Source organism: Salinibacterium sp. SWN139, from assembly GCF_015864625.1.
In the GTDB taxonomy this organism is placed as follows: domain Bacteria; phylum Actinomycetota; class Actinomycetes; order Actinomycetales; family Microbacteriaceae; genus Rhodoglobus.
The window spans coordinates 676,657-702,631 of the sequence record NZ_JADYWV010000001.1 but is presented as its reverse complement, the minus strand read 5'-3'; the positions used below and the strand labels follow the sequence as shown (position 1 = coordinate 702,631).

At 59.1% G+C, this 25,975-nt stretch carries 23 protein-coding genes, 1 tRNA gene and 2 pseudogenes; 14 read left to right on the top strand and 12 right to left on the bottom strand.

Going from position 1 to position 25,975, the window contains the following annotated elements; all coding sequences use genetic code 11:
- Nucleotides 1–116: 116 nt before the first annotated feature.
- The 4 genes and pseudogenes from I6E74_RS03290 to I6E74_RS03275 form a co-directional block, all read left to right on the top strand.
- Nucleotides 117–656, top strand: a pseudogene (locus tag I6E74_RS03290) (tellurium resistance protein TerC); the annotation flags it as partial.
- On the top strand, nt 653–895 hold the full coding sequence (locus I6E74_RS03285) for a hypothetical protein (RefSeq protein WP_197122949.1): 243 nt from the start codon (nt 653–655) through the stop codon (nt 893–895). The pseudogene I6E74_RS03290 and the gene I6E74_RS03285, both read left to right, overlap by 4 nt.
- 463 nt (nt 896–1,358) lie before the next feature.
- Entirely contained in the window at nt 1,359–2,036 is a 678-nt protein-coding gene (locus I6E74_RS03280; protein ID WP_197122948.1) for a DUF3800 domain-containing protein, read from the top strand.
- 616 nt (nt 2,037–2,652) lie between these two features.
- On the top strand, nt 2,653–2,985 hold the full coding sequence (locus tag I6E74_RS03275; protein WP_197122946.1) for a hypothetical protein: 333 nt from the start codon (nt 2,653–2,655) through the stop codon (nt 2,983–2,985).
- Between the two features lie 25 nt (nt 2,986–3,010).
- Here the strand turns inward: I6E74_RS03275 and I6E74_RS03270 are convergent, their stop codons facing one another.
- Both I6E74_RS03270 and I6E74_RS03265 read right to left on the bottom strand, forming a co-directional pair.
- Nucleotides 3,011–3,316, bottom strand: a complete 306-nt coding sequence (locus I6E74_RS03270; protein WP_197122944.1) for a hypothetical protein — start codon at nt 3,314–3,316, stop codon at nt 3,011–3,013.
- A 73-nt stretch (nt 3,317–3,389) separates the two neighbouring features.
- Nucleotides 3,390–3,815, bottom strand: a complete 426-nt coding sequence (locus I6E74_RS03265; RefSeq protein ID WP_197122942.1) for a hypothetical protein — start codon at nt 3,813–3,815, stop codon at nt 3,390–3,392.
- A 268-nt stretch (nt 3,816–4,083) separates the two neighbouring features.
- On the opposite strand from I6E74_RS03265, the pseudogene I6E74_RS03260 reads away from it, so the two are divergent.
- A pseudogene (locus I6E74_RS03260) lies at nt 4,084–5,234 on the top strand (IS3 family transposase).
- 95 nt (nt 5,235–5,329) lie between these two features.
- Nucleotides 5,330–5,881: a site-specific integrase gene (locus I6E74_RS03255; RefSeq protein ID WP_374221045.1), complete on the top strand. Its 552-nt coding sequence runs from the start codon at nt 5,330–5,332 to the stop codon at nt 5,879–5,881.
- Nucleotides 5,882–6,063: 182 nt separating this feature from the next.
- Here I6E74_RS03255 and I6E74_RS03250 read toward each other — a convergent pair whose 3' ends face one another.
- On the bottom strand, nt 6,064–7,203 hold the full coding sequence (locus tag I6E74_RS03250; protein WP_197122940.1) for a site-specific integrase: 1,140 nt from the start codon (nt 7,201–7,203) through the stop codon (nt 6,064–6,066).
- A gap of 205 nt (nt 7,204–7,408) precedes the next feature.
- Between I6E74_RS03250 and I6E74_RS03245 the strand changes: the two genes are divergently transcribed.
- The 4 genes from I6E74_RS03245 to I6E74_RS03230 all read left to right on the top strand — a co-directional run bounded on the left by I6E74_RS03245 (nt 7,409) and on the right by I6E74_RS03230 (nt 13,025).
- Nucleotides 7,409–7,699, top strand: a complete 291-nt coding sequence (locus I6E74_RS03245; RefSeq protein WP_197122938.1) for an AlpA family transcriptional regulator — start codon at nt 7,409–7,411, stop codon at nt 7,697–7,699.
- A gap of 416 nt (nt 7,700–8,115) precedes the next feature.
- A complete protein-coding gene (locus tag I6E74_RS03240; protein ID WP_197122936.1) occupies nt 8,116–9,750 on the top strand; it encodes a hypothetical protein in 1,635 nt (544 codons plus the stop codon).
- A gap of 323 nt (nt 9,751–10,073) precedes the next feature.
- Complete coding sequence (locus I6E74_RS03235; protein WP_197122934.1) at nt 10,074–11,219, top strand: plasmid recombination protein; 1,146 nt, start codon at nt 10,074–10,076, stop codon at nt 11,217–11,219.
- Nucleotides 11,220–11,390: 171 nt separating this feature from the next.
- Entirely contained in the window at nt 11,391–13,025 is a 1,635-nt protein-coding gene (locus tag I6E74_RS03230) for a DNA methyltransferase (protein ID WP_197122932.1), read from the top strand.
- Nucleotides 13,026–13,263: 238 nt separating this feature from the next.
- Here the strand turns inward: I6E74_RS03230 and I6E74_RS03225 are convergent.
- Together I6E74_RS03225 and I6E74_RS03220 are read right to left on the bottom strand one after the other, a co-directional pair.
- Nucleotides 13,264–13,353, bottom strand: a tRNA-Ser gene (locus tag I6E74_RS03225).
- A 36-nt stretch (nt 13,354–13,389) separates the two neighbouring features.
- Entirely contained in the window at nt 13,390–13,968 is a 579-nt protein-coding gene (locus I6E74_RS03220) for a hypothetical protein (protein WP_197122930.1), read from the bottom strand.
- A 174-nt stretch (nt 13,969–14,142) separates the two neighbouring features.
- Between I6E74_RS03220 and I6E74_RS03215 the strand changes: the two genes are divergently transcribed.
- The 4 genes from I6E74_RS03215 to radA are packed head-to-tail and all read left to right on the top strand — an operon-like array spanning nt 14,143 to nt 17,847.
- Nucleotides 14,143–15,798 carry an FAD-dependent oxidoreductase gene (locus tag I6E74_RS03215; protein WP_197122929.1) on the top strand — a complete coding sequence of 552 codons (1,656 nt, stop codon included), beginning with the start codon at nt 14,143–14,145 and terminating at the stop codon, nt 15,796–15,798.
- A 48-nt stretch (nt 15,799–15,846) separates the two neighbouring features.
- Nucleotides 15,847–16,149 (top strand): rhodanese-like domain-containing protein, encoded by a 303-nt coding sequence (locus I6E74_RS03210; RefSeq protein ID WP_197122927.1) that lies wholly within the window; start codon nt 15,847–15,849, stop codon nt 16,147–16,149.
- Nucleotides 16,150–16,151: 2 nt separating this feature from the next.
- Nucleotides 16,152–16,460 (top strand): metal-sensitive transcriptional regulator, encoded by a 309-nt coding sequence (locus tag I6E74_RS03205; RefSeq protein WP_197122925.1) that lies wholly within the window; start codon nt 16,152–16,154, stop codon nt 16,458–16,460.
- A 31-nt stretch (nt 16,461–16,491) separates the two neighbouring features.
- On the top strand, nt 16,492–17,847 hold the full coding sequence (gene radA / locus I6E74_RS03200; protein ID WP_197122923.1) for a DNA repair protein RadA: 1,356 nt from the start codon (nt 16,492–16,494) through the stop codon (nt 17,845–17,847).
- Nucleotides 17,848–17,938: 91 nt separating this feature from the next.
- Here radA and I6E74_RS03195 read toward each other — a convergent pair whose 3' ends face one another.
- The 7 genes from I6E74_RS03195 to I6E74_RS03165 form a co-directional block, all read right to left on the bottom strand.
- Nucleotides 17,939–19,060, bottom strand: a complete 1,122-nt coding sequence (locus I6E74_RS03195; RefSeq protein WP_307784366.1) for a DUF2510 domain-containing protein — start codon at nt 19,058–19,060, stop codon at nt 17,939–17,941.
- Nucleotides 19,061–19,245: 185 nt separating this feature from the next.
- A complete protein-coding gene (locus tag I6E74_RS03190) occupies nt 19,246–19,671 on the bottom strand; it encodes an SseB family protein (RefSeq protein ID WP_197122921.1) in 426 nt (141 codons plus the stop codon).
- 12 nt (nt 19,672–19,683) lie between these two features.
- Entirely contained in the window at nt 19,684–20,310 is a 627-nt protein-coding gene (locus I6E74_RS03185; RefSeq protein ID WP_231601112.1) for a hypothetical protein, read from the bottom strand.
- Between the two features lie 26 nt (nt 20,311–20,336).
- Nucleotides 20,337–20,840 carry an amino-acid N-acetyltransferase gene (locus tag I6E74_RS03180; RefSeq protein WP_197122919.1) on the bottom strand — a complete coding sequence of 168 codons (504 nt, stop codon included), beginning with the start codon at nt 20,838–20,840 and terminating at the stop codon, nt 20,337–20,339.
- Nucleotides 20,841–21,016: 176 nt separating this feature from the next.
- Nucleotides 21,017–23,494 (bottom strand): ATP-dependent Clp protease ATP-binding subunit, encoded by a 2,478-nt coding sequence (locus I6E74_RS03175; protein WP_197122917.1) that lies wholly within the window; start codon nt 23,492–23,494, stop codon nt 21,017–21,019.
- Nucleotides 23,495–23,622: 128 nt separating this feature from the next.
- A complete protein-coding gene (locus I6E74_RS03170; RefSeq protein WP_197122915.1) occupies nt 23,623–24,708 on the bottom strand; it encodes a hypothetical protein in 1,086 nt (361 codons plus the stop codon).
- Nucleotides 24,709–24,838: 130 nt separating this feature from the next.
- Nucleotides 24,839–25,906, bottom strand: coding sequence for a hypothetical protein (locus I6E74_RS03165; protein WP_197122913.1), 1,068 nt, complete (start codon nt 25,904–25,906; stop codon nt 24,839–24,841).
- Nucleotides 25,907–25,975: the final 69 nt, after the last annotated feature.

Here is a 25,975-nt window from a genome sequence, read left to right as displayed (position 1 = left end):
GCGCCGCGCTCGAAACCCCCCGGTTTTCCCCACGTCAGGAACGCTACGCGAGCCCCCAGCGCACGTATAGTCCCCACTTGCGGGGACTAAAGGGGGCCGTTACAGCTTCGGGCGCTCATCGAAACCTTCGCAAACGAAACGAGCACTACGACCCCGAGAAGTCGGTCGTGCTCAAGATCTTCCGTCGCCGCGTCCCCATGACGGATGTTTTCTACGGTCAGAAGTTCGTCGTGCGCAAGGCGGGCGTGGTGCTTGCTACCCCGCTGCTGGCCGTGCTGGTTCTTGTCGAGATCACTGACATCGTGTTTGCCGTTGACTCGATCCCGGCCATCTTCGCCGTCACCGACGAAGCGTTCCTCGTGTTCACCGCTAACGCCTTCGCGATCCTAGGTCTGCGGGCAATGCACTTTCTGCTCGCTGACCTCATGCACCGCTTCATCTATCTGAAGATCGGTCTTGCGCTCCTGCTCGACGTTTACTACATCTCGACGACTCTGTCGCTCGGCGTGATCTTCGTCATCCTGGCCACGTCGATCGGTACGAGCCTGTGGGCCACGCGCGGCCAGCCCCGCCACGCGATCGAGTCCCCCGCGGGCGGCGGATTCCGGATGGCGACCGACGACGAACTCGCGGAGGTCGATAGTGTGGCCACGTGAACCCATTACTTCCGGCAACCTATGACCTCGTTTACTCCCTAATTCTTGGCGGCCTTTTTCTGCTGAACCTCTTCATCTCTTTCTTGGTCGCCGGCTCAGCTAAGCGCAAAGATCGCAGCTTCGGATCGTTTTTCTGGCTATCGTTCGCCATGGGGTTCCTTCTTCCGGCGTTGGTGGTTGCCGCACTGCCCTTCCGCGACGACGACCCCAACCGTCCGAGCAACAAGCCTCAGTTCTAGAGCTGCACCACGGCGCCAGCGCACGCGCACGCACGCGCGCACGAAAAAGCCCCGCATTCACAAGGAATGCGGGGCTTTTGCTGGCGGTACCGGTGGGATTTGAACTCTAATTCATGCCCAATTAGCGAGCGGGGAGACCCTGTAAACCCCGGAAACATAAGGTTTTTGGTTGCATTTGGCTCACATGGTTTTCGCTGGATTTTGTGAGATTGTGGGCAAAATGTGGGCAAAGGGAGCTCTAACCATGGCAACCACTCCGGATCCGCTCGACACCCCCAACTGTCCGCGCTGCCTCGAACGGATGAAACCAACTAGTCACGGAAACGCGGTCATATGAGATTGCCGCGAGTGCGGGCTGCCGAAGCTTTAAGCACACGATCGGGCACTTTCTGTCCGTGGCGATGCGCGGCAGCCGGCAGCGTGCTGTGTATCGTAAGCAGCCACTACGGACTTTGGCGAGGGAATGACCACTTATATCGCGTACATCGATGATTCGGGTGATGAAAAGTACGCCGTCTACACCGCGCTGCTAATCCCAATTGAGAAATGGACGAGCACTCTTCACGAGTGGCTAAAGTTCCGTAGGAACGTTTTCGAGACTTTCACCGTGCCGGCCGATGGCGAGATTCATGCGACCGAATTGCTGTCCGGCAAAGGGAACCCTGCCCCGACTCTGAGCTACGGCATCAACAGGGACATGGGAAAAAGGAAGAAGCTATTGAACCTGGCAGTGGCAGCCGTGGGCAGCCTCGAACATGTGCGAGTACTGAGTCGTGTGGTGCCAAATGGCAAGCCGGATGACTGCTACCGCTCCCTACTGAAAGATATGGAGAGTCGGCTTACCGCCGAGGACAGCTGGGCTATTCTCGTAGTTGACGGCAACGGTACAGACGGCAGCCACAAGAAGGCCCATCGAGCACTCAAGATAGCCAACCGCCGCATAGTGGAAGATCCATGGCATCAAGACAGCAAATTGAGCCAGCTAGTCCAAATGGCCGACATCGTTTCCTTCACCATATTTCAAGCCCACAAGTTGAATCAGACGAGGCGATTCATGTGGGGCTGGATGCCTGACTTCATACATCGACGAGAATGGCCCGGCGCGTGCAACTGTCCGCCCGGAGCGCAACAAAGGCCCTAGCGAATTTTCACTAAGGCCTTGTCGGAGCCGAACCTCGCTACCCACGAACGTGGACGAAACCCAGCTATATGAATCTAGCTGGTGGAGTTGACAATTGCAACCTAAAGCCGTGAGCTGCGACGTGTCATCGGTGCACCACGAGCAGACCGAGCATAGAGCCGGTGCGAGGTGGTCGGCAGCATTGCTCCCGTTGACGTTTGCAACACTGTTTGCAACAGCCCCATACCCTGTTGCATCTGTTGCAAGTGTTGCTTTCTCTTCTTTTAGTAGGGGGAAAGTGGTGTTGCAAAGCGGGCCTTCACAGACGAAACAGCCAATAACACCCGAAATAACACCCGCACTAGGTGTACCGAGTGTTATTTCTGTATCGTTCTCTCGCTCTTGACCCTTCAAAAAACACTAATAACACTCGATACAGGGTGTGTGCCTGTTATTTTGGTGTTTCGTTTGGGGCCGTACTTGCCACGAGTCAGCTTGCAAACCCTCACCTGAATAGAGTGATCAGGAGCTAAGAGAGAACGTCGCCACAGTGTGGGAATACGGCTCATGCGGCCTAGCGGAGCTCTGACAAACGAGCGCACTAGCTGCCCGGCGATCCTCTAGATAGACTCACTTTATGGGCGTTCGGAAAATAGCGGGATCAGTTGCGATTGCGATACTGACCCCTTTAGGCAAGGCGGCTATTTGGATTGCCGAGCTGGTGCAGGAAGCTAAAGCAAGCGAGGCTGCAGATCGTTTAGCCAAAGAGCAGGCCGCGCTGGATAAGTCAACATCCGAGCCCTTCGTATTCCTCGAAGTTCAATCCGATGATGATCTCAAGCACTACATAAACCGCGGCTGGGAACTCATGTATTACACACCGGAAAAACCGAAAGAGTTCGTGTACGAAAAGTGGCATTTGCAGCACGACCGCGAGAAGTTGCAAGAGCGGTTATCTGCCTCAAGCTAGCGGATAGCTAGTCCCCGCTCTGGGCTCAATCCGTGCTCACTGCTGAGGCCCACACCCAGGCCTTGTGTACGCCCCCTGTATCCGTTTTCCAGCGGATAGCGACCGCACGTTCAGTCCACGCCACAACCTCCACAGGGAGACGCAGAGCAACCCCGCCATAACGCACCCACGCAACAGCCGGCACCGCAACAGGTGTGCGAGTCAACGGCAACTTGTCTAGCTCGAGTTCATCATCGGTGAGCGTGGACGGTTCATCCTGCATGATCGTTTCCACAACCTGCTCACTCATACGCCGATCGACCTGCTCCGCATAACGCTTACTCGTACCCACACTCACCGCCTTCAGAAGAAAGCGTCCGGCCACGCAGCGACGAGTCTACGAAGGGGAACCGACAGCGCCGGTGTTACTCGATGACAACGCCCTCGCGAAGCTCGTCTTCTGTGTACACGCCAAGATCGCTGCCACTGAGCTCGAGGTCGTAAAATGCTTCCCCGCGAGGAATATCGGTGACTTCGAAATGAATCACGCAGTACATCGCGTACTTATCAAAGATGTTGTACTTGGCGGGAGTCGTGGTTTCGGTAACTGTTCCGCGCGCAAGTATCTTGTCGCCATCATCTTTCACCAGTACCTGCTCACCAGTCGTGACAGCCGGTTTGCTGTAGCAAGGATCTCCAGATTCCAAGTGCATTCGGTCTGCCTCAACGTGGGCAGAACCATCCAGCGCGAGACGCACCGTACCTTGCCCCGTGAATAGCTCCGGAGCGGCAACAGCGGAGCATCCGCCGAGGGCGACCAGCAGTAGAAGCATTAGCAGTGGTGAACGCATCTTGACATTCTGGCACTAGTCATCGCCTAAGCTGACGAATTTTCGAGGCGACAAGCGAAGAACGTCGCCAAACGCACTGCCCCACAGGGCGATGAACCGAGGGTGAACGTGTGTTTAATGTCTCTGTCTCTGTCTCTGTCTCTGTCTCTGTCTCTGTCTCTGTCTTAGCTACGGTTTCGCTATGGGTTCCAGCAGCTTTTGGGTCTGCTGTCGGTTTGGTTGACTTCAACGCTGTGAGGATTTTGGTTCTCACGGAAGGATGGTCAACGTGCCTAAAGCATTTCCTAAAGAGTTCCGCCGCGACGTGGTCGCGGTCGCCCGGAAGGGTGAAGCCCCGATCAGTCGCATCGCGAGAGACTTCGGAATCTCCGAGTCGTGTCTGCAACGGTGGCTGAAGATCGCTGATGTTGAAGACGGGGTCAAACCTGGAGTGACCCAGGCTGACGCGACCGAGCTGCGAGAGGCGAAGAAACGCATCCGGCTGCTGGAGCAAGAGGTCGAGATCCTGCGCAGGGCTGCCGCGTATCTGTCGCAGGCGTCGCTCCCAAAATGATGTTCCCGCTGGTTCTTGAGTTGGCTGCTGATCGGATTCCGATCGCGGTGACCTGCCGGGTGTTGAAGTTCTCGAAGCAAGCGTTCTTCAAGTGGAGGGCGAACCCTGTCTCAAGGCGAGACTGGGACAACGCCCACCTGACGAACGCCGCGGTGGATCTTCACCGAGATGATCCCGCGTTCGGGTATCGGTTCATCTCCGACGAGATCGAAGCCGCCTCGGGGCTGCCAGCGTCGGAGCGGCGGGTGTGGCGATTGTGTGCGCAGCAGCGCCTCTGGAGCGTGTTCTCGAAGAAACGTGGCCTGAATCGGAAAGCCGGCCCACCGGTGCATGACGACCTTGTGCTGCGCGACTTCACCGCGACTGAACTGAACCAGTTATGGCTCGTGGATATCACGGAACATTGGACCGACGAAGGCAAGCTCTATATGTGCGCCATCAAAGACGTCGCCTCCAACCGGATCGTCGGCTATTCGATCGATTCAAGGATGACCGCGGACCTGGCTGTCGCGGCGCTTCGCAACGCGGTCGCACTCCGCAACCCGATCGGCACGACGCTGCATTCGGATCGAGGATCTCAATTTCGTTCCCGGAAATTCGTCGAGTTATTGTGGGAATCAGGGATCACCGGATCAATGGGACGGGTCAGCGCATGCGCTGATAACGCCGCTATGGAGTCGTTTTTCTCTCTCCTGCAGAAGAACGTGCTGAACAAGAAACGGTGGCAGACCCGGCAGGAACTACGGCTGGAAATCGTCACCTGGGTCGAGCGGACCTACCATCGCCGACGCCGATAACGACGCCTCGGTCGCCTCACCCCGATCGAGTTCGAGATAATCAACACAGTGGCCGCTCACGCGGCCTGAAAACCCCCAACAAAACTAGCCAACTGAATCGACAGCAGACCCCCTCTTATTGCGGCGAGCGCGAGCTGCTAGTTGAGTTCCTGGCGTACACAGGCGTGAGGTGGGGTGAAGCTACGGCGTTGCGGGTGAAAGACCTAGACCCAGTGCGGCGGCGGGCTAACGTGCAACAGAACGCGGTGATGGTTGGTGGGTCGATCGTTGTTGAAACCCCTAAGAGTCATGAGGCGCGGAGTGTGCCCTACCCAGATTTTCTCTCCCCCGCCCTCGAGGTCGCCTGTGCGGGCAAATCACGGGATGTCCTCGTGTTCGGCAATGGGCTAGATCATGTGCGGCCACCGGACAGCAGGCGCGGTTGGTGGATCACAGCGCTGGCGAAGTGTCGTGAGCTTGACGACACCTCCCCCCAGCTAACCCGCCACGACCTCAGGCACACAGCAGCGTCGCTGGCAGTCAGTGCCGGCGCGAACGTGAAAGCTGTACAGAAGATGCTGGGTCACGCCTCCGCAGCAATGACCCTCGATACCTACGCTGACCTGTTCGACGATGACCTAGACGCGGTTGGTGAGGCTTTGAACACTGCACGCACGCTTTCAAGTGTGGGCAAAGCGTGGGCAAACAACGATTCCGGAAACAAGAAAACCCCCTGACTTCCCGGATTTACTGGGAAGTAGGGGGCTTTTCTTTGGCGGTACCGGTGGGATTTGAACCCACAGCGAACTAAACCGTACCGGTGCCTCCCCACACAAAAGCCTTTGTTTGCGGGGAAGTAGGACACACTGACTCACATCTGCCGACATCGTTCCACGTTCATTCCTTTGTCATATCCGTGTCAATTGAGACTGGCTGCGCGATGTCGATCCAACGCCTCCGCGACTCCATCAAGATCGTCGTCAAAGAGTTCCGCATATCTGTCGAGCGTCATTGCCGCACTCGCATGGCCGAGCATCCGCTGCACTGCCTTGACATTTGCTCCTGCGCTTATTGCCAAAGATGCGGCCGTGTGGCGGAGGTCGTGAGGCGTCACACGCGGCATCACCGGCCGCTCTTCTTCACCAACCGCCGTTGCTTTCGCCGCGACCTTCACATCTTCAGCTTGCACCCGCTTAACTGCCGCACCGAACCAGCCCGAGGCCGCATTGCCAGGGCTAAGGTAGCCGCCTGAGTCTGCCAACCATAGGAGCGCTTCGGGTCGCTTTCCCTCAATCGCGGCACTAATCGCTGGATCCAAAAATGCCGGATAAGGCACCGCCCGTCGTTCGTGAGTTTTCGGGGTACCGACCTGCACGTGTCCGTTGACAACGACAGCATTCTCGTCTATCTGCACTCGCCGACGTGCTTGGTTGACGTGCATCACCCTCAGCCCTGTTGCCTCACCCCATCTAAGTCCCGTGTAAGCGAGGAATCGAATGAAATCTGGGTAACGCGACTCCTCCGCTAACCGCTCAACCTGCCGGTGGGAAAGATACGCACGAGGCTTCGATACCTTTCGCGGCATCTTGACCTCGCGCGCCGGGTTGGACATGATCCGCCTATCACGCACCGCGCCGTCGAGGATCGCGGCAAGAACTCCATGACAGCGCTTAACTGTCGTTGCTGACTTCCCGTCGCTGAGTTCGGCGACCCAACCTGCCACCTCAGTGTGCTTTATTGACCCGACCGGGCGCGCACCCCATCGCGGCTCGACATGAATGCGCCACGCCGACTCGTCGCTGTGGAGCGTTGACGGCTTCACCGCTGCTTTGTGTGCCGCGAGCCACCCCTTGCCTAGAACACCCACAGTCGCTTTCGAGTCGCTGGGCGCGATGTAAGAACCCTGCAATTTTGAGACGTCGACCGTGGCGGCGAACGCTTCGGCTTCTCTTTTGAGGTTAAAGCCACCTTTCGTGGTGTTGGTGCCGTCCGGACGCTTGTATGCAACCCGGTAGCTTTTCTTCTTCGTCCGTGTATCGAGATAAACCTTCGCGGCCATGCGTACTCCTCGTGGGTTGAAGCTGTCAGGTGTAAATGTGAGCTAACGTCGCCGTAGGTGTATGATAGTTGGCAAGCGATTCCCGCGTCAGGGACGAGCGAGACGTACAGGCCCAGGTTCCGCATAAACAACCGAAGGCCCCTAACGATGGGGGCACCGCGTACGACGTCACGAGGTCTCACTTCTTCTGAAGGGTTACTTCGCCATGTCTTCTCAAGCTCTAACTGCCGGCCAGCTCAACAAACTTGCCGAGCGCATTTCCATTCTCGAACGCCGCCTAAGTCGCCCGAGCGCTTCGGTACTCGACGACTTGCTCACTCCCGCCGTGCTCTCTGAGCGCATTGGCCAAACCGAGCGAACTCTGAGCGAATGGCGGATCAACGGGAAGGGTCCGCTGTTCATTCGAATCGGTCGTTCCGCGCGATACCGTCCCGAAGCTGTGGATGAATGGTTACTCTCCCGCGAGTATCGCAGCACTGCTGGGGAGGTGCGATGATGCACGATTCTGAAGAGAACAAGGAAAACCGCGGACATCTGGACGCAACAGATTCCTTTAGCGAATCCCGTAATTCCGTAGAAGGCTCCGTACGGGTTGGTGCCGAACACGGCGCCGATGCAAAAAACGAATCGAACACACCCCATGCACGCGGGGGGAACTCCTTGGGTTCCCCCCGCGCAAGCGCTGCAGGATCGGTTTACGGGATAGGCGATCCCGCAAGTGACGCGGATTTCACTGACCCCGTAGCTGGCGCCTCCGATCTGACAAGCAAGACTTCGAATCGAAACTATGCATCGCTCCCTTCGACTCCCGAACAGACCAACGAAGCCGTTGCTTTTTTCAAGCAGATCAAAGCAAGCGAGACCACGCAGCAGATAGAGCGCGCCAGGGGCCGCAGCACGGTTTTCAGCATCATGCAGTACCACACCCACCCCGACAGCGGCAAAGTCATGCTGACTCAACCACAACTCGAGCGGTTGCGAGAAGCACTCGCAACCGAAGACATTCTGGAGAGCTGGGCCGATATTTGGCACGGTGCTGACACATTCAGCGAAAGTGAAGCCTCAGCACAGCAAGAACAAGGGCGCCCGGTGCAGGCTGGGGATGTCAAGCCTCTGCACAATCACGCAGCGGTGAAGCTAAAACCTGGTCGTGAAAAGTCGATCCGGTACATATCTGAGTTGGCCTCGATCCCGTCAGCGCGAATTGCGACGCCAAAGGAGTCACCGCTTCAGTCTGGAATGGGGCCCAGCATCGGACCCTTGGCCGCAAAGCAAGCTTTCTTCGACTTTTGTCAGTATCTTGTCCACGGCGGCCGCTCCCAACGGAACAAGTTTCAGTACGCCCATAGTGAGGTCCATGCTGATTTTGACTTCAGTGCGCTGCTCGCCGCTGGGCGTCCTGGGCGCAAAAAAGGCAGCAGCGCAACCAGCAGCATGACGTCCCGCAAACAAGCTCTACGTCGCGCAGTCGGACATGATGGAGTGAAGCTCACTCGTGCCCGCGAAATGGACTACGACGCTTACGCCGAAGACCTGCCTCGACTTCGTGCGCTGGCAAAAGACTTCCTTGATCTCCCGGAGAACCAGCCCAATGTCGGCGAGGGCGGCGTCTACCGCAAGAGCTCAGTGTTAATCGGAGGCGCATCACGCCAGGGCAAAGACGTACTTGCTCAGTCCATTACTGCGTTCTTGATTGCGTTTGCACGGGATGCGGGTCAACAGTGGGAAGCCGTGAAACCTAGCGGGGAGCATTCAGCCGAGGATGTCGGCCAGGCACAGATAGCCCATCATGAAGATGTGCGATTCCGCGTTACTCGTTCGTATGACGACGCACTGCGGTACTTAGACCCCAATCAAGCTCCTCGGCAAGCAGCCCGAAACTCAAACCTGACTGCTGTGGCCCCACGAGCGATACTGATGACCAGCTCGGAAACTCTCGGGTCCCTTGCTCTCAGCTTGAAAGCGCGCAAAGATTCGGTCGATCTAGTGAATTCTCGCGACGACTACGCGGCGGTAAACGTCGATGAGTTCCTATTTCGCTTGGGCTGGCATGTCGAGGTATCGAAACCGAGCTGGGTAGGGCTTCGAGACTTGGCGAACACCAAGACGGAGATGACAGCCTCGATCTTTCGCATCGAGGAGGGACCGGAGTATCGGAAGGAAAAGGTCGAAGACCGCGACGGGGTAGCTCTAGGAGTGATCCGAACCAAGCATTGGCTCAATCCAGTCGCGATAATAAAAGGCGTCGAGAATGCTGCTCGATTTCTCGCAATTTCGATCATCGAGGAATACAGCCCTGATATCGCAGCCAGCATCCCCGACACGATTGAGGCTTTCATTCCCGTACGATCCGCAGCTGCGGAACATGCCGCTCGCGCACACGAAGAGCGAATGACTCTTATCGCGGTCAAGAAACTCGGCAAGCGTAGCGCAGATCACTTTCGTGAGGCGCATCTCGCCGGGGTTCAGACCTCTGACCCGAGCGCTTCGATCTTCGAACAAACAGACGGAGTAGTCAATTGCGGCCTCTGCGCGCTTGCCGCCTGATCGACTAGCTCATCACCGCTCTGGACACGCCGAGGTTACGTCAAACCTCGACCGCTCGTCGGAACCCGTCAGGATCAACAGCGTTCGCGGCCCGCTGATGATCCTGGCGCTCGGCAGGTCCTGAGCATCATGCGAATGTGCACTTGCCCCGCAGGGCACCAGCAACTTAGAGGGAGCGCAGCGAACTTTAAGTGTATGGGGCTACACTTAAAGTAATGAAAACTCACTTAGGCCAACATGGGCTGATAGCGAGCCAGTTGTACGGGAAAGACCCTAGAGAGGGATTTCAACGCAGCAGAGAGGAAGCTGGCATGGGATACACGATGACATTCGACGCGAGTCACAAGGTGGTTAGCGGCGGTGGCCACCTTCAGAGCTTCCTACGGCATATTGCACGGGACGCCGATGGCGCGGCCGGGTTCCAGTTCCCTCATTCGAATAAGAACATCGTTCCGACTCGCACTGCGATGAACGAGACTTTGGTCAACGACGAGAATGGCGGGTTTCGACCCCTGGTGTCGATCGATGGCAATCCTCCGTCTAAGGAATTAGAGACGTATCTCAACACGCGTCTCGCAACGGTCAATCGCCCCCTACGAAAGGACGCAATCAAGATGCGCGGAATTATTCTCCAACTCGATCCGAAATGGTTCGAAGACAACAACCCGGACTGGCGGGAGAACGGTCTCAACCAGGACGCAGTGTCCCTCCTCGAGTCATCTTTTGACTGGTCGGCAGAGGAGTTTGGACAAGCCAACATTGTCGGAGTTTCAGTTCACCTCGATGAGTACAGCCCCCAACTCCAAGTTTTAATGACTCCGGTGACTAGTGACGGGCGTCTCTCGCAGAAGGACTTTTTCAAGGGCCCAAGCGATTTCAAACGTCAGCACAAAGAGCTGCGAGAGCAGATGGAGGCTGTCGGCTACGACGTCGAGAAACGCTCCACGGAGCGGTCTACAGAGCACTTGAGCAGCAGCGAGTACCAAGCTAAAGCAGACCGCCTTCAGGCCGCCGCGGAGGATATCGAAAGCGAAAAGGCTACTTACGCGACCTTGCTGAAAAGCCTGGCGAATCGAAAGAGCGACGTCGATGCGAAAATTCTAGAGTTTGCCGAGCGTGAAGCGGAACTCGAAGAACAACGGCGAAAGGTCGCCGATAAAAACGCGGCGCTCGACGCGGAGCGACAAGCAGCCCGGCGAGCCGCAGCGGCCGCGGACGCCGCGCGAACCAAAACTGAACAACTCAACGCTTCTTACGAGCGCGAAGTGCATCGGCTGGAAGAAACGCCATCAGATATCAACCGGTGGCTCGACAACGCGAAGCTCGGAGGAGTGCGTGCCCGACGCTTATTTGACGATTTCACGGCCAAACGGCAAGCGGCCCGACTCCACGCTCTCAGCAGCATCAACGGCGGCCCGTCTTCAAGTAACACGCCCCCTGAATCGAGCGCCAGCTTCGGCCCTTATTAGATTTCGACCGATGTCCGCGATTTGTCTTAGGTCACGTTTTAACTTGAATGGCAAAACGCCGTTGGAGCTTCCGGTGTAACTTCCACTCCTCGCTCTCAGCACATCATAAAAACATTGCCTCCGCGCGTGCAGTCTCCGCACGCCGTCGAGGCTGATCGATAGGATCAGCACATGTCCTCAGCTAAGAATCGACTCTTTTACGGCGACAATCTAGACGTCCTCAAGCAGTTGCCAACAGAGTCGGTCGATCTTGTATACCTTGATCCGCCGTTCAACTCGGCTCGAAACTACAACGTAATCTTTGCGCGCGCAGACCACGCAAATAGTGCGGGCGCACAGATTCAAGCGTTTGAGGACACTTGGGAGTGGACTCACGAAACAGAGGAGCAGTTCTCCGAGTACGTGAATGGCGGGTTGCCCGTGAGAGTTGCCGAAGCTCTGCGGGCATTCCACACTCTCCTCGGCGAGAATGACGCACTCGCCTACCTGGTAAATATGGCCCCCCGGCTGGTGCAGCTCCATCGGGTTCTGAAGAGCACGGGTTCGCTGTACCTGCACTGTGATCCGACCATGAGCCACTATCTCAAGATCCTGCTGGATGCTGCCTTTGACGCGAGCAACTACGTCAATGACATCTCTTGGGTACGTAGCAGCCTACGATCATCTATTTCAAAGATTTACCGCAGAGCTCACGACGTCATTCTGTTCTACGTGAAGGACTCCTCGGCGTACCGGTTCGACGTTCAGTACCGCGAACTTTCAGACGCTTCTAAAAGCAATTACTCGAAAACCGACGCGAATGGCCTGTACCGGCTCGTGCCACTGCTAGTTAGCGGACTTCGCAACGGGGACACCGGGAAAGTGTGGCAGGACATCGACCCAGCCTCGCGCGGCAAGGGAGGGATGCACTGGGTGACGAAACGAGAAAATCTCGATAAATACTTAGCTGACGAACGCGTCGTTTTCTCCAGCTCGGGAACACCAAGCCTCAAATACTACGACTACGAGTCACCCGGAGTTCCTGTTTCCGATATATGGGACGACATCAAACTGTTGTCGCCCGCTTCCAAAGAGGCACTCGGCTACCCGACCCAGAAACCTGTAGCGCTGCTTGAACGCATCCTGGAGGCCTCGTCGCGCCCTGGTGACGTAGTACTGGATCCATTCTGTGGTTGCGGCACAACCGTCGACGCAGCCCAGAAACTGGGTCGGCAATGGATCGGTATCGATATTACATATATCGCAATTGACCTCATTCTGAAGCGGTTGGAACACTCCCATGGGAAGTTGGTCCTCGACAGCATCGATTTGAACGGGCTACCTCGCGATTCAGGCGGCGCTCAGGCACTATTCGATCGCAATCCCTTCGATTTCGAACGCTGGGCTGTTTCATTCATCAATGCGCAACCGAATGAGAAACAGGTGGGCGATAAAGGCATTGATGGCGTCGCGAGATTCCCTCTCGACGGCGGGGTAAAGAATCTCGGCCGCGTGCTTGTAAGCGTCAAAGGTGGCAAAAACTTGAATCCCTCAATGGTGCGGGACCTGAGCGGGACCGTAAATACACAAAAGGCGGAAATGGGCGTCCTCATCATTCAGCACTCTGCGACCAAGGGCATGCTCGATGAAGCCCACCACGGCGGCACCTACACACACCCCTCGACCGGTCAGTCTTTTCCGCGAATTCAGATCATTACAACAGACGAGCTTCTGGCAGGGACAAAACCCGATTTGCCGGGAATCCTTTCGCCGTATATTCAAGCTCAGCCGACTCAACTGAGTGCTGGCTCCCAGCAGCTGTTCTAACGTCTACTGGGCTAGACGAAAAACGTAGAAGGCAACATCAGCCTTGCGCGCCTCCACCACGCGCTCCGGATTCAGCAGTTCAGAAATTGCAGCGTCGCCGCCGCTACGCGCCGAGCGGTGACAAAAGGCTAGCTGTCCGATTAGAGCGATCTCGGAATTAGTTTTGTCAAATTCATGTCGGATACCGAAAAGGTAAACAAAAAAGCCCCGCATTCACGAGGAATGCGGGGCTTTTCTTTGGCGGTACCGGTGGGATTTGAACCCACGGTGCGCTTTCACGCACACAACTTTTCGAGAGTTGCACCTTCGGCCGCTCGGACACGGTACCGGGAGAGAGTTTAGTACAGATATTGGTGACGTGCGTTCACGGGTTTCGGCGCATCCAGTCGAGGCAGTGCACGAGTAGGGCGCTTGCTACACAGAACGCGCCAGCGGTGATGCAGATCGGTGATGCGACTTGGGCGAGGTTGAACAGCTCCCAGCTGTTTTCGTTGATGGTGCCGCGACCATAAAGCCCTTTGAACGCCCACCACAGCCCTCCGACGCCACCTGCCATGAGACCACCGCCCACCGCCCAAAGAACGTAGATCCAGGGGTTGCGGGCGAGACCTGTTGGCGTGCGGGTCGCGACGGGGGCAACGGATGCGGCTGCGTCATCCAGATACTGTGACTGCGGCCCCATGGACGGCTGTTCGTTGTCGCTCAGCGGTGAGGTTCTGGGCGCTGACGGGGAACCGGTCGCGGCGACTCCCGCTAGCGGGGCGGTCTCTTCAGCGAAAGCGCGTGTCGCCGACGGTGCCACAGCGTTAGTTACCGGTTGGCGGTAGCTGTCGACGTTGCGGGCGGCACGGGTGTTTTCTTCGCGCTCGCCGCCCTCCCCCGCTGCATAACCTCGTTGAAAAACGGGGTCGAATCGGGGGTCAATGTTTTTGTCTGTCGCCACGGTGCTCCCTTGTTCGTTCCTCATCGTAGGCGGGAAGCATCCATAAGTCGCGCATTCCTCAAAAACGGTCGAGGTGTGCAACGCGCACTCGCCCGACACCCGTTTCGCGCTCAGCGGATCTCTAGTTACGCCGATAGATTGGGGGCTGCATACCCCCCTAGGTATGCTTGGTTGATGAGCACTTCCCCCACGCACCGCACACGCCGCATCCTCGTTATCGGCGGAGTCGCCGCCGGAATGTCCTTCGCCACCCGCATGCGCCGTCGCGATGAACACGCCGAGATCATCATCTTCGAACGCAGCGGTCACGTGTCGTTCGCCAACTGTGGCCTTGCCTACTATCTGGGCGGTGTCATCACCGACCGCGACGAGCTGCTGCTGCAGACCCCCGCAGGCCTCGGCAGCCGTTTCGGTCTCGACGTTCGCGTCAACCACAACGTCACCGCGATCGACCCGACCCAACGCAGCATCACCGTGCACAACCACGTCGATGACACCATCAGCACCGAAAGCTTCGACGAGCTCGTCATTGCCACGGGCGCGAGCGCAGTCATCCCTGCTATCGCCGGCAGCGAGCGGATGCTCGTGCTGCGCAACATCGAAGACGTCGACCTGCTCCAGTCCTCCCTCGACGCCCTCGACCCGGCGAGCGCGAACGTCGTCGTTTTGGGTGCCGGCTACATCGGCATCGAAATGGCGGAGAACCTCGCCAAGCGTGGCCTCAGCGTCACGCTTGTGCAGCGTCCCGCCCATGTGCTCGGCACCTTTGATTCCGAAATGGTTACCCCGATCGAAGCCCACCTTCGCGAGAACGGTGTCGCCCTCCATCTCGGCACGGAAGCGACCGCGATGGATGACACCTCCGTCCAGCTCAGTGATGGCTCCAGCGTCGCCGCAGACCTCGTCGTCGCGGCTGTTGGGGTGCGACCCGACAACGGGCTCGCCGTGCACGCTGGCCTCGCTACGGGGCCAACCGGCGGCATCCGAGTCAGCGCTGGGTATCAGACCAGCGCACCCCACATCTATGCGATCGGCGATGTCGCCGAGAAGGTCGGGGCCATCACGGGCGAGCACGAACTCGTTTCGCTCGCCGGGCCAGCCAACCGTGACGGCCGCTACCTTGCCGACACGCTCGCCGGGGATGAGGTGCACTCGAAGCCCGCACTCGGCACCGCCATCGTCGGCGTTTTTGATCTCACTGCCGCCAGCCTCGGTTCGACCGAGCGCGCGCTGCGTGCTGCCGGTCGCGACATTCGCGTGATTCACACCCACCCGGTTTCTCACGCGGGCTACTACCCCGGCGCCCAGTCGCTGTCGCTCAAGCTCATCGTCGACGCCGCCACCGATCTCATCCTCGGCGCCCAAGCTGTCGGACGCGAGGGTGTCGATAAGCGGATGGATGTGCTCGCCACCGCCACGAGCGTCGGCCTCACTGCGAGTGCTCTCGCCGACCTCGAACTCGCCTATGCGCCGCAGTATGGCTCAGCCAAAGACCCGATCAACCACCTCGGTTACGTCGCCAAAAACCTGCGGGACGACCTCAGCGCTTCCATTCAGTGGCACGAGATTGACGCCGAGCTTGAGGCTGGCACCCTGCTAGTGGATGTTCGCACCCCCGCCGAGTTCGCGCTCGGTGCCATCCCGCACGCCGTCAACATCCCGCTCGACGATTTGCGCAGTCGCTTCGGTGAACTCGATGACCGCCGCGTGATCGTGCACTGCCAGGTCGGACAGCGCGGCCACACCGCCGTGCGCATCCTCACCCAGCACGGAATCGACGCCGTCAACCTCGATGGCGGCTACCGCACGTGGCTCGCCGCGACCGCCTAGGTCGCGGATTCCTGATCAACTCATCTCCCACTCACAAAGGAACCAACAATGAACACCATTACCACCCAGGCCCTGTCCGAACTGGCCAACCCCGTCGTCATTGACGTGCGTGAACCCTTTGAATACGTTTCGGGGCATGCGCCGGCAGCCGCGAGTATTCCGCTCGGAGAACTCGTTGCTCGCGTCGAAGAACTCGACCGTGATGAGACCGTCTATGTCATCTGCGAAAGCGGTGGACGCAGCGCGCAGGCTGTCGAATGGCTCAACACTCAAGGCTTCGACGCCGTCAACGTCGAGGGCGGCACCTCCGCGTGGCGCAACGCTGGCCTGCCCGTCTCGAAAGACAACTAACGATGGCTGCCACTGAAGTCGCTGCCGTAGCGGATGCCGGGCACGACCCCGAAGCGATGCGCAAGGTCATGAACCGCCTCAAGCGCGCCGAAGGTCAGCTGCACGCCCTCATCCAGTCGATGGGAGCCGAGTCGAATTGCAAAGACGTTGTCACTCAACTCGCCGCCGTGAGCAAGGCACTCGATCGCGCCGGTTTCATGATCATCGCCAACGCCCTGCAATCATGTTCAACGGACGATGCGGATGGCGAAGGCAGCCACGACGGAATGTCTCACGCTGACATCGAGAAGCTGTTCCTCACTCTCGCCTAGCAGTGTCGGTCGTGCCGCCTAGGGTTGAAACATGGCCCGAGCTGTAAGTAATTTTCGCTGCACTGAGTGCGGCTGGACGAGCATCAAATGGGTGGGCCGCTGCGGCGAATGCCAGCAGTGGGGCACCGTGACCGATGCTGGCGCAGCTACCGGCATCACCAAGCGCGTCACGACCGTCGCTGTCTCCGAGACTCGCGGCGCGCGCTCCATCACCGAGATCGGTGCCGAGTCCGTCGCCCACTGGCCGAGCGGCATCGCCGAGTTCGACCGCGTGCTCGGCGGTGGCGTCGTGCCGGGCGCTGCCATTCTGTTGAGCGGCGAACCCGGCGTCGGCAAGTCAACGCTGCTACTTGAAGTGGCATCGCGGGCCGCGGCATCCGGTCAGCGTGTTCTGTATGTCACGGCCGAAGAGTCGGTAAGCCAAGTCCGCTTGCGCGCCGAACGCACCAACGCCCTGCACCCATCGCTATTCTTGGCCGCCGAAACCGATCTCGGCACGATCCTCGGTCAGATCGATCACGTCAAGCCCCAACTCGTGATCGTCGACTCCGTGCAAACTGTTGCCTCTGCCGCGACCGAGGGCATCGCGGGCGGGCCATCGCAAGTGCGCGAAGTCGCGTCCACGCTCATCAGGGTAAGCAAAGACCAGAACCTGCCCATCCTCCTTGTGGGTCACGTCACTAAAGACGGCACCATTGCGGGTCCACGCCTGCTCGAACACCTCGTGGATGTCGTGCTCCAGTTCGAAGGCGACCGCCAGACGGCGCTGCGCTTTGTCCGCGCCCACAAGAACCGTTTTGGCTCCACTGAAGAAGTCGGTTGCTTCGAGATGACCGGTGAAGGCATCGCCGAAGTCACCGACCCCAGCGGCCTCTTTCTCTCCCACGCCCGCCAACCCGTCAGCGGCACGTGCGTCACCATCGCTCTCGAGGGCAGACGTGCTCTCCCCGTGGAGGTGCAGGCCCTCATCGTCAAGTCCCAGGCCCCGCAACCGCGCCGCGTCGTCAACGGTGTCGATGCCTCCCGTGTCGCGATGCTGCTCGCGGTGCTTGAGCGGCGAGCGGGGATTCCGCTGTCGACATTCGATGTCTATGTGTCGACGGTGGGCGGCATCCGCGTCACCGAACCCGGGGCCGACCTCGCGATTGCCCTTGCTATCGCCAGTGCTTACAAAGACAAAGCGTTCTCCGCCACGATGGCCGTCGTCGGCGAGATCAGCCTGGCAGGCGAGATTCGGCCGGCATCATCGGCGAAGCAGCGTCTGGCCGAAGCTTCCCGGCTCGGTTTCGACACCGTGATCGATGCCGACGCAGCCCATGTTCGCGAAGCGCTCCGTCTGGCCTTTGCCGGCGCGACCGACGAGCGCGTGCAGATCCCCGAGTTCTAAGAAGACCATTCACGCCACTCCCCCAGCACGCAGCAACGGCGGCTCATCCGAGGATGAGCCGCCGTTGCGACGCTAGGTGCTGAACTGTTGGCTAGCCGAACAGGGTCCAGAGACCCCAGTCCTCTACGCGCCAGCTGATCCAGCCGTTCTCACGCTGCAAGCTGACCAGAATCGAGTCGCTCTCGCCGGTCGCGGGCTTCACTGCGCGACACGTGAAGGTGTCCCCCATGAGAACCGGCGGCGTTGCGGGGCACGAAAGTTCGATGTTTGCGCCGAGAGTCGCAGCTTGAGCCTGAATCGAATTTTCGATCTGGTTGCTGAACGTCTGCGGAATCAAGGAGATTAGGAGACCAGGAAGGATCAACATTCCGATAACCAGAGACACGATCGAGCCGGCCCACGTGGCGATCGGCGCGATGCCCTTGCCTGTCTCCTTCATGGTGCGCAGACCGCGAACCACCAAGTAAACCGGTGCGGTCAAGAATGCCCATGCAGCGTTTGCTGGCTCCTCGTGGCCCCACACCTGCAGAAGCAGGTTGTCGTAAGCGGCGAGGCCCAAAACGACCAAGTAAGGAGCGATCCAGACGACGAGCAGCAGCGGCAAGTTGGCGCCGAGGCCCGCGCCCGCAATCAGGAACATGCTGGTCAGAAGTTGAATAAGCGGAAGGATCGCGATGAGCCAGACAGCCGCGTTGTACGTGCGGTGTTGACGAATCTCGCGCTCAGGCGCTGCTTCTTCTTCGGCAAAAGCGCTGAGGGTGGATGCACCAGGCATCGTGTTCGCGTGGGCATTAGCCGACTTCGGCAGCAGCATCGGCTCATCGGCCTGCTGCGCGTCGTCTACGGGCGCTTCGAGTTCACGCAACGTCATCGCGAGAAGCGGCTGAGCGCTCAGCTCATCGTGAACGGGTGCTGTCTCCGGCTCCGGCTCGCTACGAGTCTCGGTCGTGAGGTAGTCACTCGAGTCGTAGCGTTCGCGATCGCGCTGTTCGCGTCGCGACGGAAGCTCATCTACATCGTCGTCATAGTCATCGTCGGCGAACGCCAGCTTGGTAGCCGGCTGCACAACGATAGGGGCACGTGCATCTGAGGTGTGCTCAGTCCAGGCTTGGGCATCCCACCAGCGCAACTGGGGCAACCCCAGAGGGTCTGGGTACCATCCCGCTGGCACACCGAAACTGTTGTCTTCCACGTTGAACAGAGTAACCGTCACAGAGAGGGGATAGAAAGGCCTGTTTATAACATTGATGCTGGTGCGAGTCTGGATGTAACCCTAAAGAGTGCCGAAATTGGCCTTAAATGGTCTATTTTCGACCTTTTGTCCCCTGAACTGGGTCAGAAGCGTGATTCCTCCAGAACCGCGAATATCTGTGGAAAACACCTCGGCGAGCGGCTCAGTTAGGAAAGAGTGAGGGCATCCAAGATGTCATCGGGCGATGCTTGCATCGTGTGGGGGCCTGCAACGTCGAACCAGACCGACTCCAGAACGCCACGATTGGTCTCGAGGAACGCACGCAAGTCCTCCGCGCGATACGCGACAACCTGATGGTCAGTCTCCTCGGGCAGCATGGCAACGTAGGCGTCAACCGACGAGAACAGCAAGAGCATGTACTTATCTGCTTCGCCGCGGCGGAAGACGCGCACTTGCGCTTCGTTCTCGTTCGGGGCGGCGTCGTCGCCGTCGGCATCCGTCAGCAAAGGCACCATGACTCGGTCATTGCGCAGCGCCAGAGCCACCGCTACGGGGTCGCCAGCCTCAAGAGCTTGAGCGAGCAAAGGGGAACTGAATTCGGCACTCTGTGCCGAGGAGGATGAAGAATCCATGACCAATCCGGGTTAGTTCAAAATGAACTGTTTGGTGCTCTCTGACGTGATGTCGCCAACAGAGACCTCGAGGTGATAGCTGGCACCGTCCGCAGTGACAACGGGGCGGTCGGACTCACAAGTGTCTGTGGCCGATCGGGTGCGGTCCCACTCAATCGAGCTCGATTGCACGGAGACGCCAGGCTGCAACGTAATGGTGGCCGGCTCCCCTTCGGTCTGACAGTGCTGCGAGTTCCAAATTTCGTCGCTACCGCTCGTTATGACGAACTCTTGAATGTCACTCCCGGCTTCAATAACGCACGGTTCTGTCATGGTGCTCTTGATTGAGAATGACAGCTGCGGGTTCTGGTCCTCGCTGTAACTCGAATCATCAGTGATTGCTTCGAGCGTGAGCTTGGCCGGATCGCAGATGACCGAACCAGAGGCATCAGTGGCCGCGGGCGTGCTGGATTCCGCGGCCGAGGGATCCGTTTCCGATGCCGACGGCGAGGTGGTTGCGGTATCCGACGACGCCTTAGGGCCGAAGATGATCAGCAAGATGATGGCGATCACGGCAAGGAGCCCTAGCCCGACGATCAAGCGCCGGCGCCAGTAGACGCTGCTTGACTGCGGGCCGACAGGATTCTTGAACGTCGACATACCGCAAGGCTAAACGTCTGGGGCCGCTAAAGACGCTTCAGCATGCGCGTGTTGCCGAGGGTATTGGGTTTTACACGGGAAAGATCAAGGAATTCGGCAATACCTTCGTCGGGCGAGAGCGCCAACTGCGCAAACACCGTGGGATCGACGAGATCTTCCTCGACGGGCTCGAAGCCGTGCCGGGCAAAGAACGCGGTCTCAAACGTGAGACAAAACAGGCGTTCAAGGCCGAGCATCTTGGCGTCGTGCTCGATCTGGTCGAGCAACGCATGACCGACACCGGCGCCCAACCATTCGGAGGCGACAGCAAGCGTTCGCACCTCGGCCAAGTCGTGCCACATCACGTGCAGAGCACCGCATCCGATGACCTCGCCCTGCGGCGACACCGCAACGCGAAACTCTTGCACCGCTTCGTAGAACACCACGAGATCCTTGCCGAGCAGGATGCGCTGGTTAACGAGCGGCTCCACGAGCCTCTGGATGACCCGTACGTCGGATGTCGTAGCCGGGCGGATGGTGAATGTGGTCACGCGCTAACGCTACCGCTCAGGGCCGCGCACACCCCGCACTCGCGTGCGGGTTTCGCCGAACATCCGCTGGCCGTCTGCTGGAGGCTGTCTGCCACGTCATGCCTGCGCGTTAACGACGAAGTAGCTGAGCCGACACCGTGAGGTGCAGCCCAGCCACTTGTCGTCTGCGGTGAGGTTTAGGCCTCGACCTCAGCCGGCTCCTTTTCGGGGAGACCGGGCTGGCGGCTCGTGACGAACACGAACTTGTTGTCAACGAAGTCAACGTGCACGTGGTCACCAGCGTTGAGCTCGCCGTGGAGGATCTTCTCGCTGAGAGCGTCTTCCACTTCGTGCTGCACTGCGCGGCGAAGCGGTCGAGCACCGAGGGCGGGGTCGAACCCGACTTCGATGAGGCGCTCCTTGGCGGGGGCAGTGATCTCGACGGTGAGGTCGCGATCCATCATGCGCTCAGAGAGACGCTTGATGAAGAGGTCAACGATCTGCAGCAATTCAGGCTTGTTGAGCTGCGGGAAGACGATCGTCTCATCGACACGGTTGAGGAACTCAGGCTTGAAGTGCTTCTTGAGTTCTTCAACAACCTTGCCGCGCATGCGGTCGTAGCTCGTTGCCGAGTCACCTTCCACCTGGAAGCCCATGGGACCAGCGGTGATGTCCTTGGTACCCAAGTTGGTGGTCATGATGATGACGGTGTTCTTGAAGTCCACCACGCGACCCTGGCCGTCGGTCAAGCGACCCTCTTCGAGGATTTGCAAGAGCGAGTTGAAGATGTCGGGGTGAGCCTTCTCGATTTCGTCGAAGAGCACAACGCTGAACGGCTTGCGGCGCACCTTCTCGGTGAGCTGGCCACCCTCTTCGAATCCTACGAATCCGGGAGGGGCACCAAACAGGCGCGACACGGTGTGCTTTTCGCCGTACTCACTCATGTCGAGCGAAATGAGGGCGTTCTCGTCATCAAAGAGGAACTCTGCGAGCGCCTTGGCAAGCTCGGTCTTTCCTACACCGGTCGGACCGGCAAAAATGAACGAACCACTCGGACGGTTGGGGTCCTTGAGGCCTGCACGCGTGCGACGGATGGTCTTGGAGAGAACCGAAACGGCTTCCTCTTGACCAATGACGCGCATGTGGAGTGCCTTCTCCATGAAGATAAGGCGGCTGGACTCTTCTTCGGTGAGCTTGAAGACGGGGATGCCAGTTGCTGCTGCCAGAACTTCGGCAATCAGACCTTCATCCACGATTCCGCTCGCGCCGACGTCGCCCGACTTCCACTGCTTCTCGAGGCGCAGGCGCTCTCCGAGCAGCTTCTTCTCTTCGTCGCGCAGGCTTGCAGCCTTCTCGAAGTCTTGGTCTTCGATGGCGCCTTCCTTGCGCGAGCGAACGTCGGCGATCTTGTCGTCGAATTCGCGCAGCTCAGGAGGTGCCGACAGGATCGACAGACGCAGGCGTGCGCCGGCTTCGTCGAGCAAGTCGATGGCCTTGTCGGGCAGGAAGCGGTCGGCGACGTAACGGTCGGCGAGGTTTGCTGCGGCAACAATGGCACCGTCGGTGATGGATACCTTGTGGAACGACTCGTACTTGTCGCGCAGTCCCTTAAGGATGTTGATGGTGTGCGGAAGGTTAGGTTCGTGCACCTGCACGGACTGGAAGCGGCGCTCAAGCGCGGCATCCTTCTCAAAGTGCTTGCGGTATTCGTCGAGGGTCGTTGCACCAATGGTCTGGAGCTCGCCACGAGCCAGGAGCGGCTTGAGGATGGATGCTGCGTCGATGGCACCTTCAGCAGCACCGGCACCCACGAGGCTGTGGATCTCGTCGATGAAGACGATGATGTCGCCGCGGGTGCGGATCTCCTTGGTGACCTTCTTGAGGCGCTCTTCGAAGTCACCGCGGTAACGGCTGCCAGCGATGAGGCTTCCGAGGTCGAGCGAGTAGAGCTGCTTGTCTTTCAGCGTCTCGGGAACGTCGCCAGCAACGATCGCGTTGGCGAGGCCTTCAACAACAGCCGTCTTACCGACACCGGGTTCACCGATGAGCACGGGGTTGTTCTTGGTGCGGCGGGAGAGGATCTGCATAACGCGTTCCATCTCCTTCTCGCGACCGATGACGGGGTCGAGCTTGCCATCGCGAGCCGCCTGAGTGAGGTTGCGGCCGAACTGGTCAAGAACCTGCGATCCCTTGTCGGGCGCAGATTCGTTGCCACCAACGGCAACGGCTTCCTTGCCCTGGAAGCTACCGAGGAGCTGGATGACCTGCTGGCGAACCTTGTTGAGGTCAGCGCCAAGCTTCACGAGAACCTGAGCGGCAACGCCTTCACCCTCGCGGATGAGACCCAAGAGGATGTGCTCGGTGCCGATGTAATTGTGACCGAGCTGCAGCGCTTCGCGCAGGCTCAGCTCAAGTACCTTCTTGGCACGCGGCGTAAAGGGGATGTGGCCGGTCGGCTGCTGCTGACCCTGACCAATAATGTCTTGCACTTGCTCGCGCACGGAGTCGAGCGAAATACCCAAAGACTCAAGCGCCTTTGCGGCAACGCCTTCACCCTCGTGGATGAGGCCAAGCAAAATGTGCTCTGTGCCGATGTAGTTGTGGTTGAGCATCTTGGCCTCTTCTTGGGCCAAAACGACTACACGACGGGCGCGGTCGGTAAATCTCTCAAACATCTCTTCACTCCTTAGATACCGCTACAGATTCGGTACCGATGTAAAGAGACTAACCAGAGAAATCGCGAAATAGTCCGCTGTTCGCCCTAGGCGTGACTGTGCTGGGTTACTGCTGGGAGACACAAACGTCACGACCCGTCGCCGGACGCAGAACCGCCACCCCACGACTGAGGATACTCGGGGACACAGCGCCCCGGCGCTAGCCTTTCGAGCGAGGCGACACCATCTTCACGCAGCGTAGCGAAGAGCAGTTCGTCGTCGGCTGTCTGCTCGATCGTGCCCTCGCAGGGGGAAGTGTGAAAACGGAACTCGCGTTCGGGCGACACGTAGCCGAAGTCAAAGCCCGCGACCTGGGCAGCATCTGCGGCAGCGGCGACGATTGCCGGCCACTCGTCATCGCGGTACTCAGCGCTGTTGACTGCTACCTCTCGGCCGTGCAGTGCAGCTTCGTTGTCCGTCCACTGCACCAGCGCGCCAGCCGCGGCGAGAGCGGCCGGATAGTCGTAGTCGTAGTCGAGGCCGAGCCACGCATTCTCTTGCAACGGAAAAGAGCGGCCGAGAGCGGCAACGAGTTCGATGACATCCCTCGGCGGTAGGTGGCCAGAGGCATTGAGCCCTGGGAGCGCCCACGTCTCGTACTCGTTACCCTGCGCTGCAGCCACGCCGGTGCCACCGCTGCCCTGTGCCGAAGACACTGTCGCGAGCGCGTCATAATTGATCACCACCTGAGCGATAGCTTCTCGCGAGACCGCGCCGTTGCCTGGGCCTATGATTCGCGCGTACGAAACCTCGTCGTAGTCGTCGGTTAACAGCACCATCGTCAGCTCAGCGCCGAGCGCTTGCTCGAGCGCTCGCCAATAGTTGAAGTTGCTGATGACGAAGTCTGGGTGAAGTCCGAGGCCGGCCACCCGAAAACGACCGCTGGATTCTCCCGCCACCCGAATCGTGAACGCTACCGGGATGCCGTACAAGGGATAGCTGTCGGATACCCGGCGCAGCGTTTCGACGACGGCAACCGTTTGGGCCTCAGCGAACTCCTCGCTCACCTCGACATCGATCATGACGGAGCTATCCCACAACGCACCCGAGATCGGGGCTTGCGAGACTTCCCCGATGCCCTCAATTTCCCTTAGTTGAGTGGCACTCTCGGCAAGGAACTCCTCGTACGACGCGACCAGCCCGGCACTGTCAAGATCGGTTGCGTCATCGTTCATGAACGAGCACCCCGCCAGCGCGGGAACAAGTAACGACAGCGCCGCCAGTGCGCTCACAATCCGCCGCTGAAAACTCAATGCTCATCCTCTTCTTTTGCCGTCGCGAAGCCACCCCGGACCGCTATCGGCGTCACTGCTCGGGGAAGCACACGCCGGGGCCAGCGCCGAGAGCAAGCTGTGCTCCGGAGGAGGAAACAGCCTGGAAGAAAATGTCGTCGTTGGCAGCAGCCTCCACTAATCCGCTACACGCGGAGGTATGGAAGCTGAAGCCGCGGTCGCCCGCGCGAAAGAGAAAGTTGACGTTCTCGAACTGCCCAGTGCGAGTCGCAGCTGCAAGTGCCTTCTGCCACGCCTCATCGGAATACTCGTTGCTCGAAACAGAAATCTCGGAGATCCCGTCAAGCACTCCGGGGGTTGCCCATGTGGCCGTGAACCCTTCCGGATAGTCCGCGTCGCCAAAGCTTGAGTCACCAACCTTCGAGTTATCCCGCAACGGGATCACTGCGCGAAGATCGGTAACGAGTTCCACAAACTCAAGCGGAGCGAGTTCCTCTGGCGAATAAATGCCGGCCACAAACCAGCTCGTGCGGTTCGGCTCAGATTCGCTCGCGAGCTGTTGTAGCGCTGCGTAATTTTCCACGACACGGTCTGCCGCCGCATCGAAATCTGATTCATCTGGAACGAAAACTGAGCGTGAATTCCCGCCGAAGCCGTCGACGGTCTGCACGTTTACGCTGAGCTCGGTCCCCGCTGCGGTGGACACCGCTCGCCAGAACTCAAAATTTGCCACAAAGGCTTCAGCAGACTCAGGAAGACCCTGTGTCTCTAGAGCTCCGGCCGGATTGTCGGCGAGCTCCAGTGTGAAGCGCGGCAAGAACGCGGCTTGCTCGACACCGGTATAGCCCCCGCGAAATTGTTCAGCAATTCGCTCCAGCTGGGCGCTGTGGACCTCCGGCGTCGCTATCACGCTGACGTCCCCCACATTCCTTGACGCGGAATCGCTCGTGTAGTCGTACGACGCCTCGTTCACACCCTCTAGTTCCGCCAGCTCTGAAACCATCCGAGACAGCGCAGCGTGAGCAATTACCCCCTCCCCTGCTGAGGTCACGGCCTGCTCGATCAGTGAGCAACCGCTCAAAACGAGGGAAAGAGCTACGGCGCCCGAGAGGAGTGCGGGCAGGCGTCGAGAACTTGTCATGATTTAAGAGTACTTTTCCGGTCGCGATTCGGCCCGCCCCCGAAAGGGCTGCGTCGCGCCCCATAGCCA

Bases quoted from the DNA above. Each gene is read 5' to 3' on its own strand.
- I6E74_RS03280 (WP_197122948.1), top strand. From the start codon at position 1,359: ATGACCACTTATATCGCGTACATCGATGATTCGGGTGATGAAAAGTAC.
- I6E74_RS03275 (WP_197122946.1), top strand. From the start codon at position 2,653: ATGGGCGTTCGGAAAATAGCGGGATCAGTTGCGATTGCGATACTGACC.
- I6E74_RS03265 (WP_197122942.1), bottom strand. From the start codon at position 3,815: ATGCGTTCACCACTGCTAATGCTTCTACTGCTGGTCGCCCTCGGCGGA.
- I6E74_RS03250 (WP_197122940.1), bottom strand. From the start codon at position 7,203: ATGGCCGCGAAGGTTTATCTCGATACACGGACGAAGAAGAAAAGCTAC.
- I6E74_RS03245 (WP_197122938.1), top strand. From the start codon at position 7,409: ATGTCTTCTCAAGCTCTAACTGCCGGCCAGCTCAACAAACTTGCCGAG.
- I6E74_RS03240 (WP_197122936.1), top strand. From the start codon at position 8,116: ATGCAGTACCACACCCACCCCGACAGCGGCAAAGTCATGCTGACTCAA.
- I6E74_RS03235 (WP_197122934.1), top strand. From the start codon at position 10,074: ATGACATTCGACGCGAGTCACAAGGTGGTTAGCGGCGGTGGCCACCTT.
- I6E74_RS03230 (WP_197122932.1), top strand. From the start codon at position 11,391: ATGTCCTCAGCTAAGAATCGACTCTTTTACGGCGACAATCTAGACGTC.
- I6E74_RS03215 (WP_197122929.1), top strand. From the start codon at position 14,143: ATGAGCACTTCCCCCACGCACCGCACACGCCGCATCCTCGTTATCGGC.
- I6E74_RS03210 (WP_197122927.1), top strand. From the start codon at position 15,847: ATGAACACCATTACCACCCAGGCCCTGTCCGAACTGGCCAACCCCGTC.
- I6E74_RS03205 (WP_197122925.1), top strand. From the start codon at position 16,152: ATGGCTGCCACTGAAGTCGCTGCCGTAGCGGATGCCGGGCACGACCCC.
- radA (WP_197122923.1), top strand. From the start codon at position 16,492: ATGGCCCGAGCTGTAAGTAATTTTCGCTGCACTGAGTGCGGCTGGACG.
- I6E74_RS03190 (WP_197122921.1), bottom strand. From the start codon at position 19,671: ATGGATTCTTCATCCTCCTCGGCACAGAGTGCCGAATTCAGTTCCCCT.
- I6E74_RS03185 (WP_231601112.1), bottom strand. From the start codon at position 20,310: ATGTCGACGTTCAAGAATCCTGTCGGCCCGCAGTCAAGCAGCGTCTAC.
- I6E74_RS03175 (WP_197122917.1), bottom strand. From the start codon at position 23,494: ATGTTTGAGAGATTTACCGACCGCGCCCGTCGTGTAGTCGTTTTGGCC.
- I6E74_RS03170 (WP_197122915.1), bottom strand. From the start codon at position 24,708: ATGAACGATGACGCAACCGATCTTGACAGTGCCGGGCTGGTCGCGTCG.
- I6E74_RS03165 (WP_197122913.1), bottom strand. From the start codon at position 25,906: ATGACAAGTTCTCGACGCCTGCCCGCACTCCTCTCGGGCGCCGTAGCT.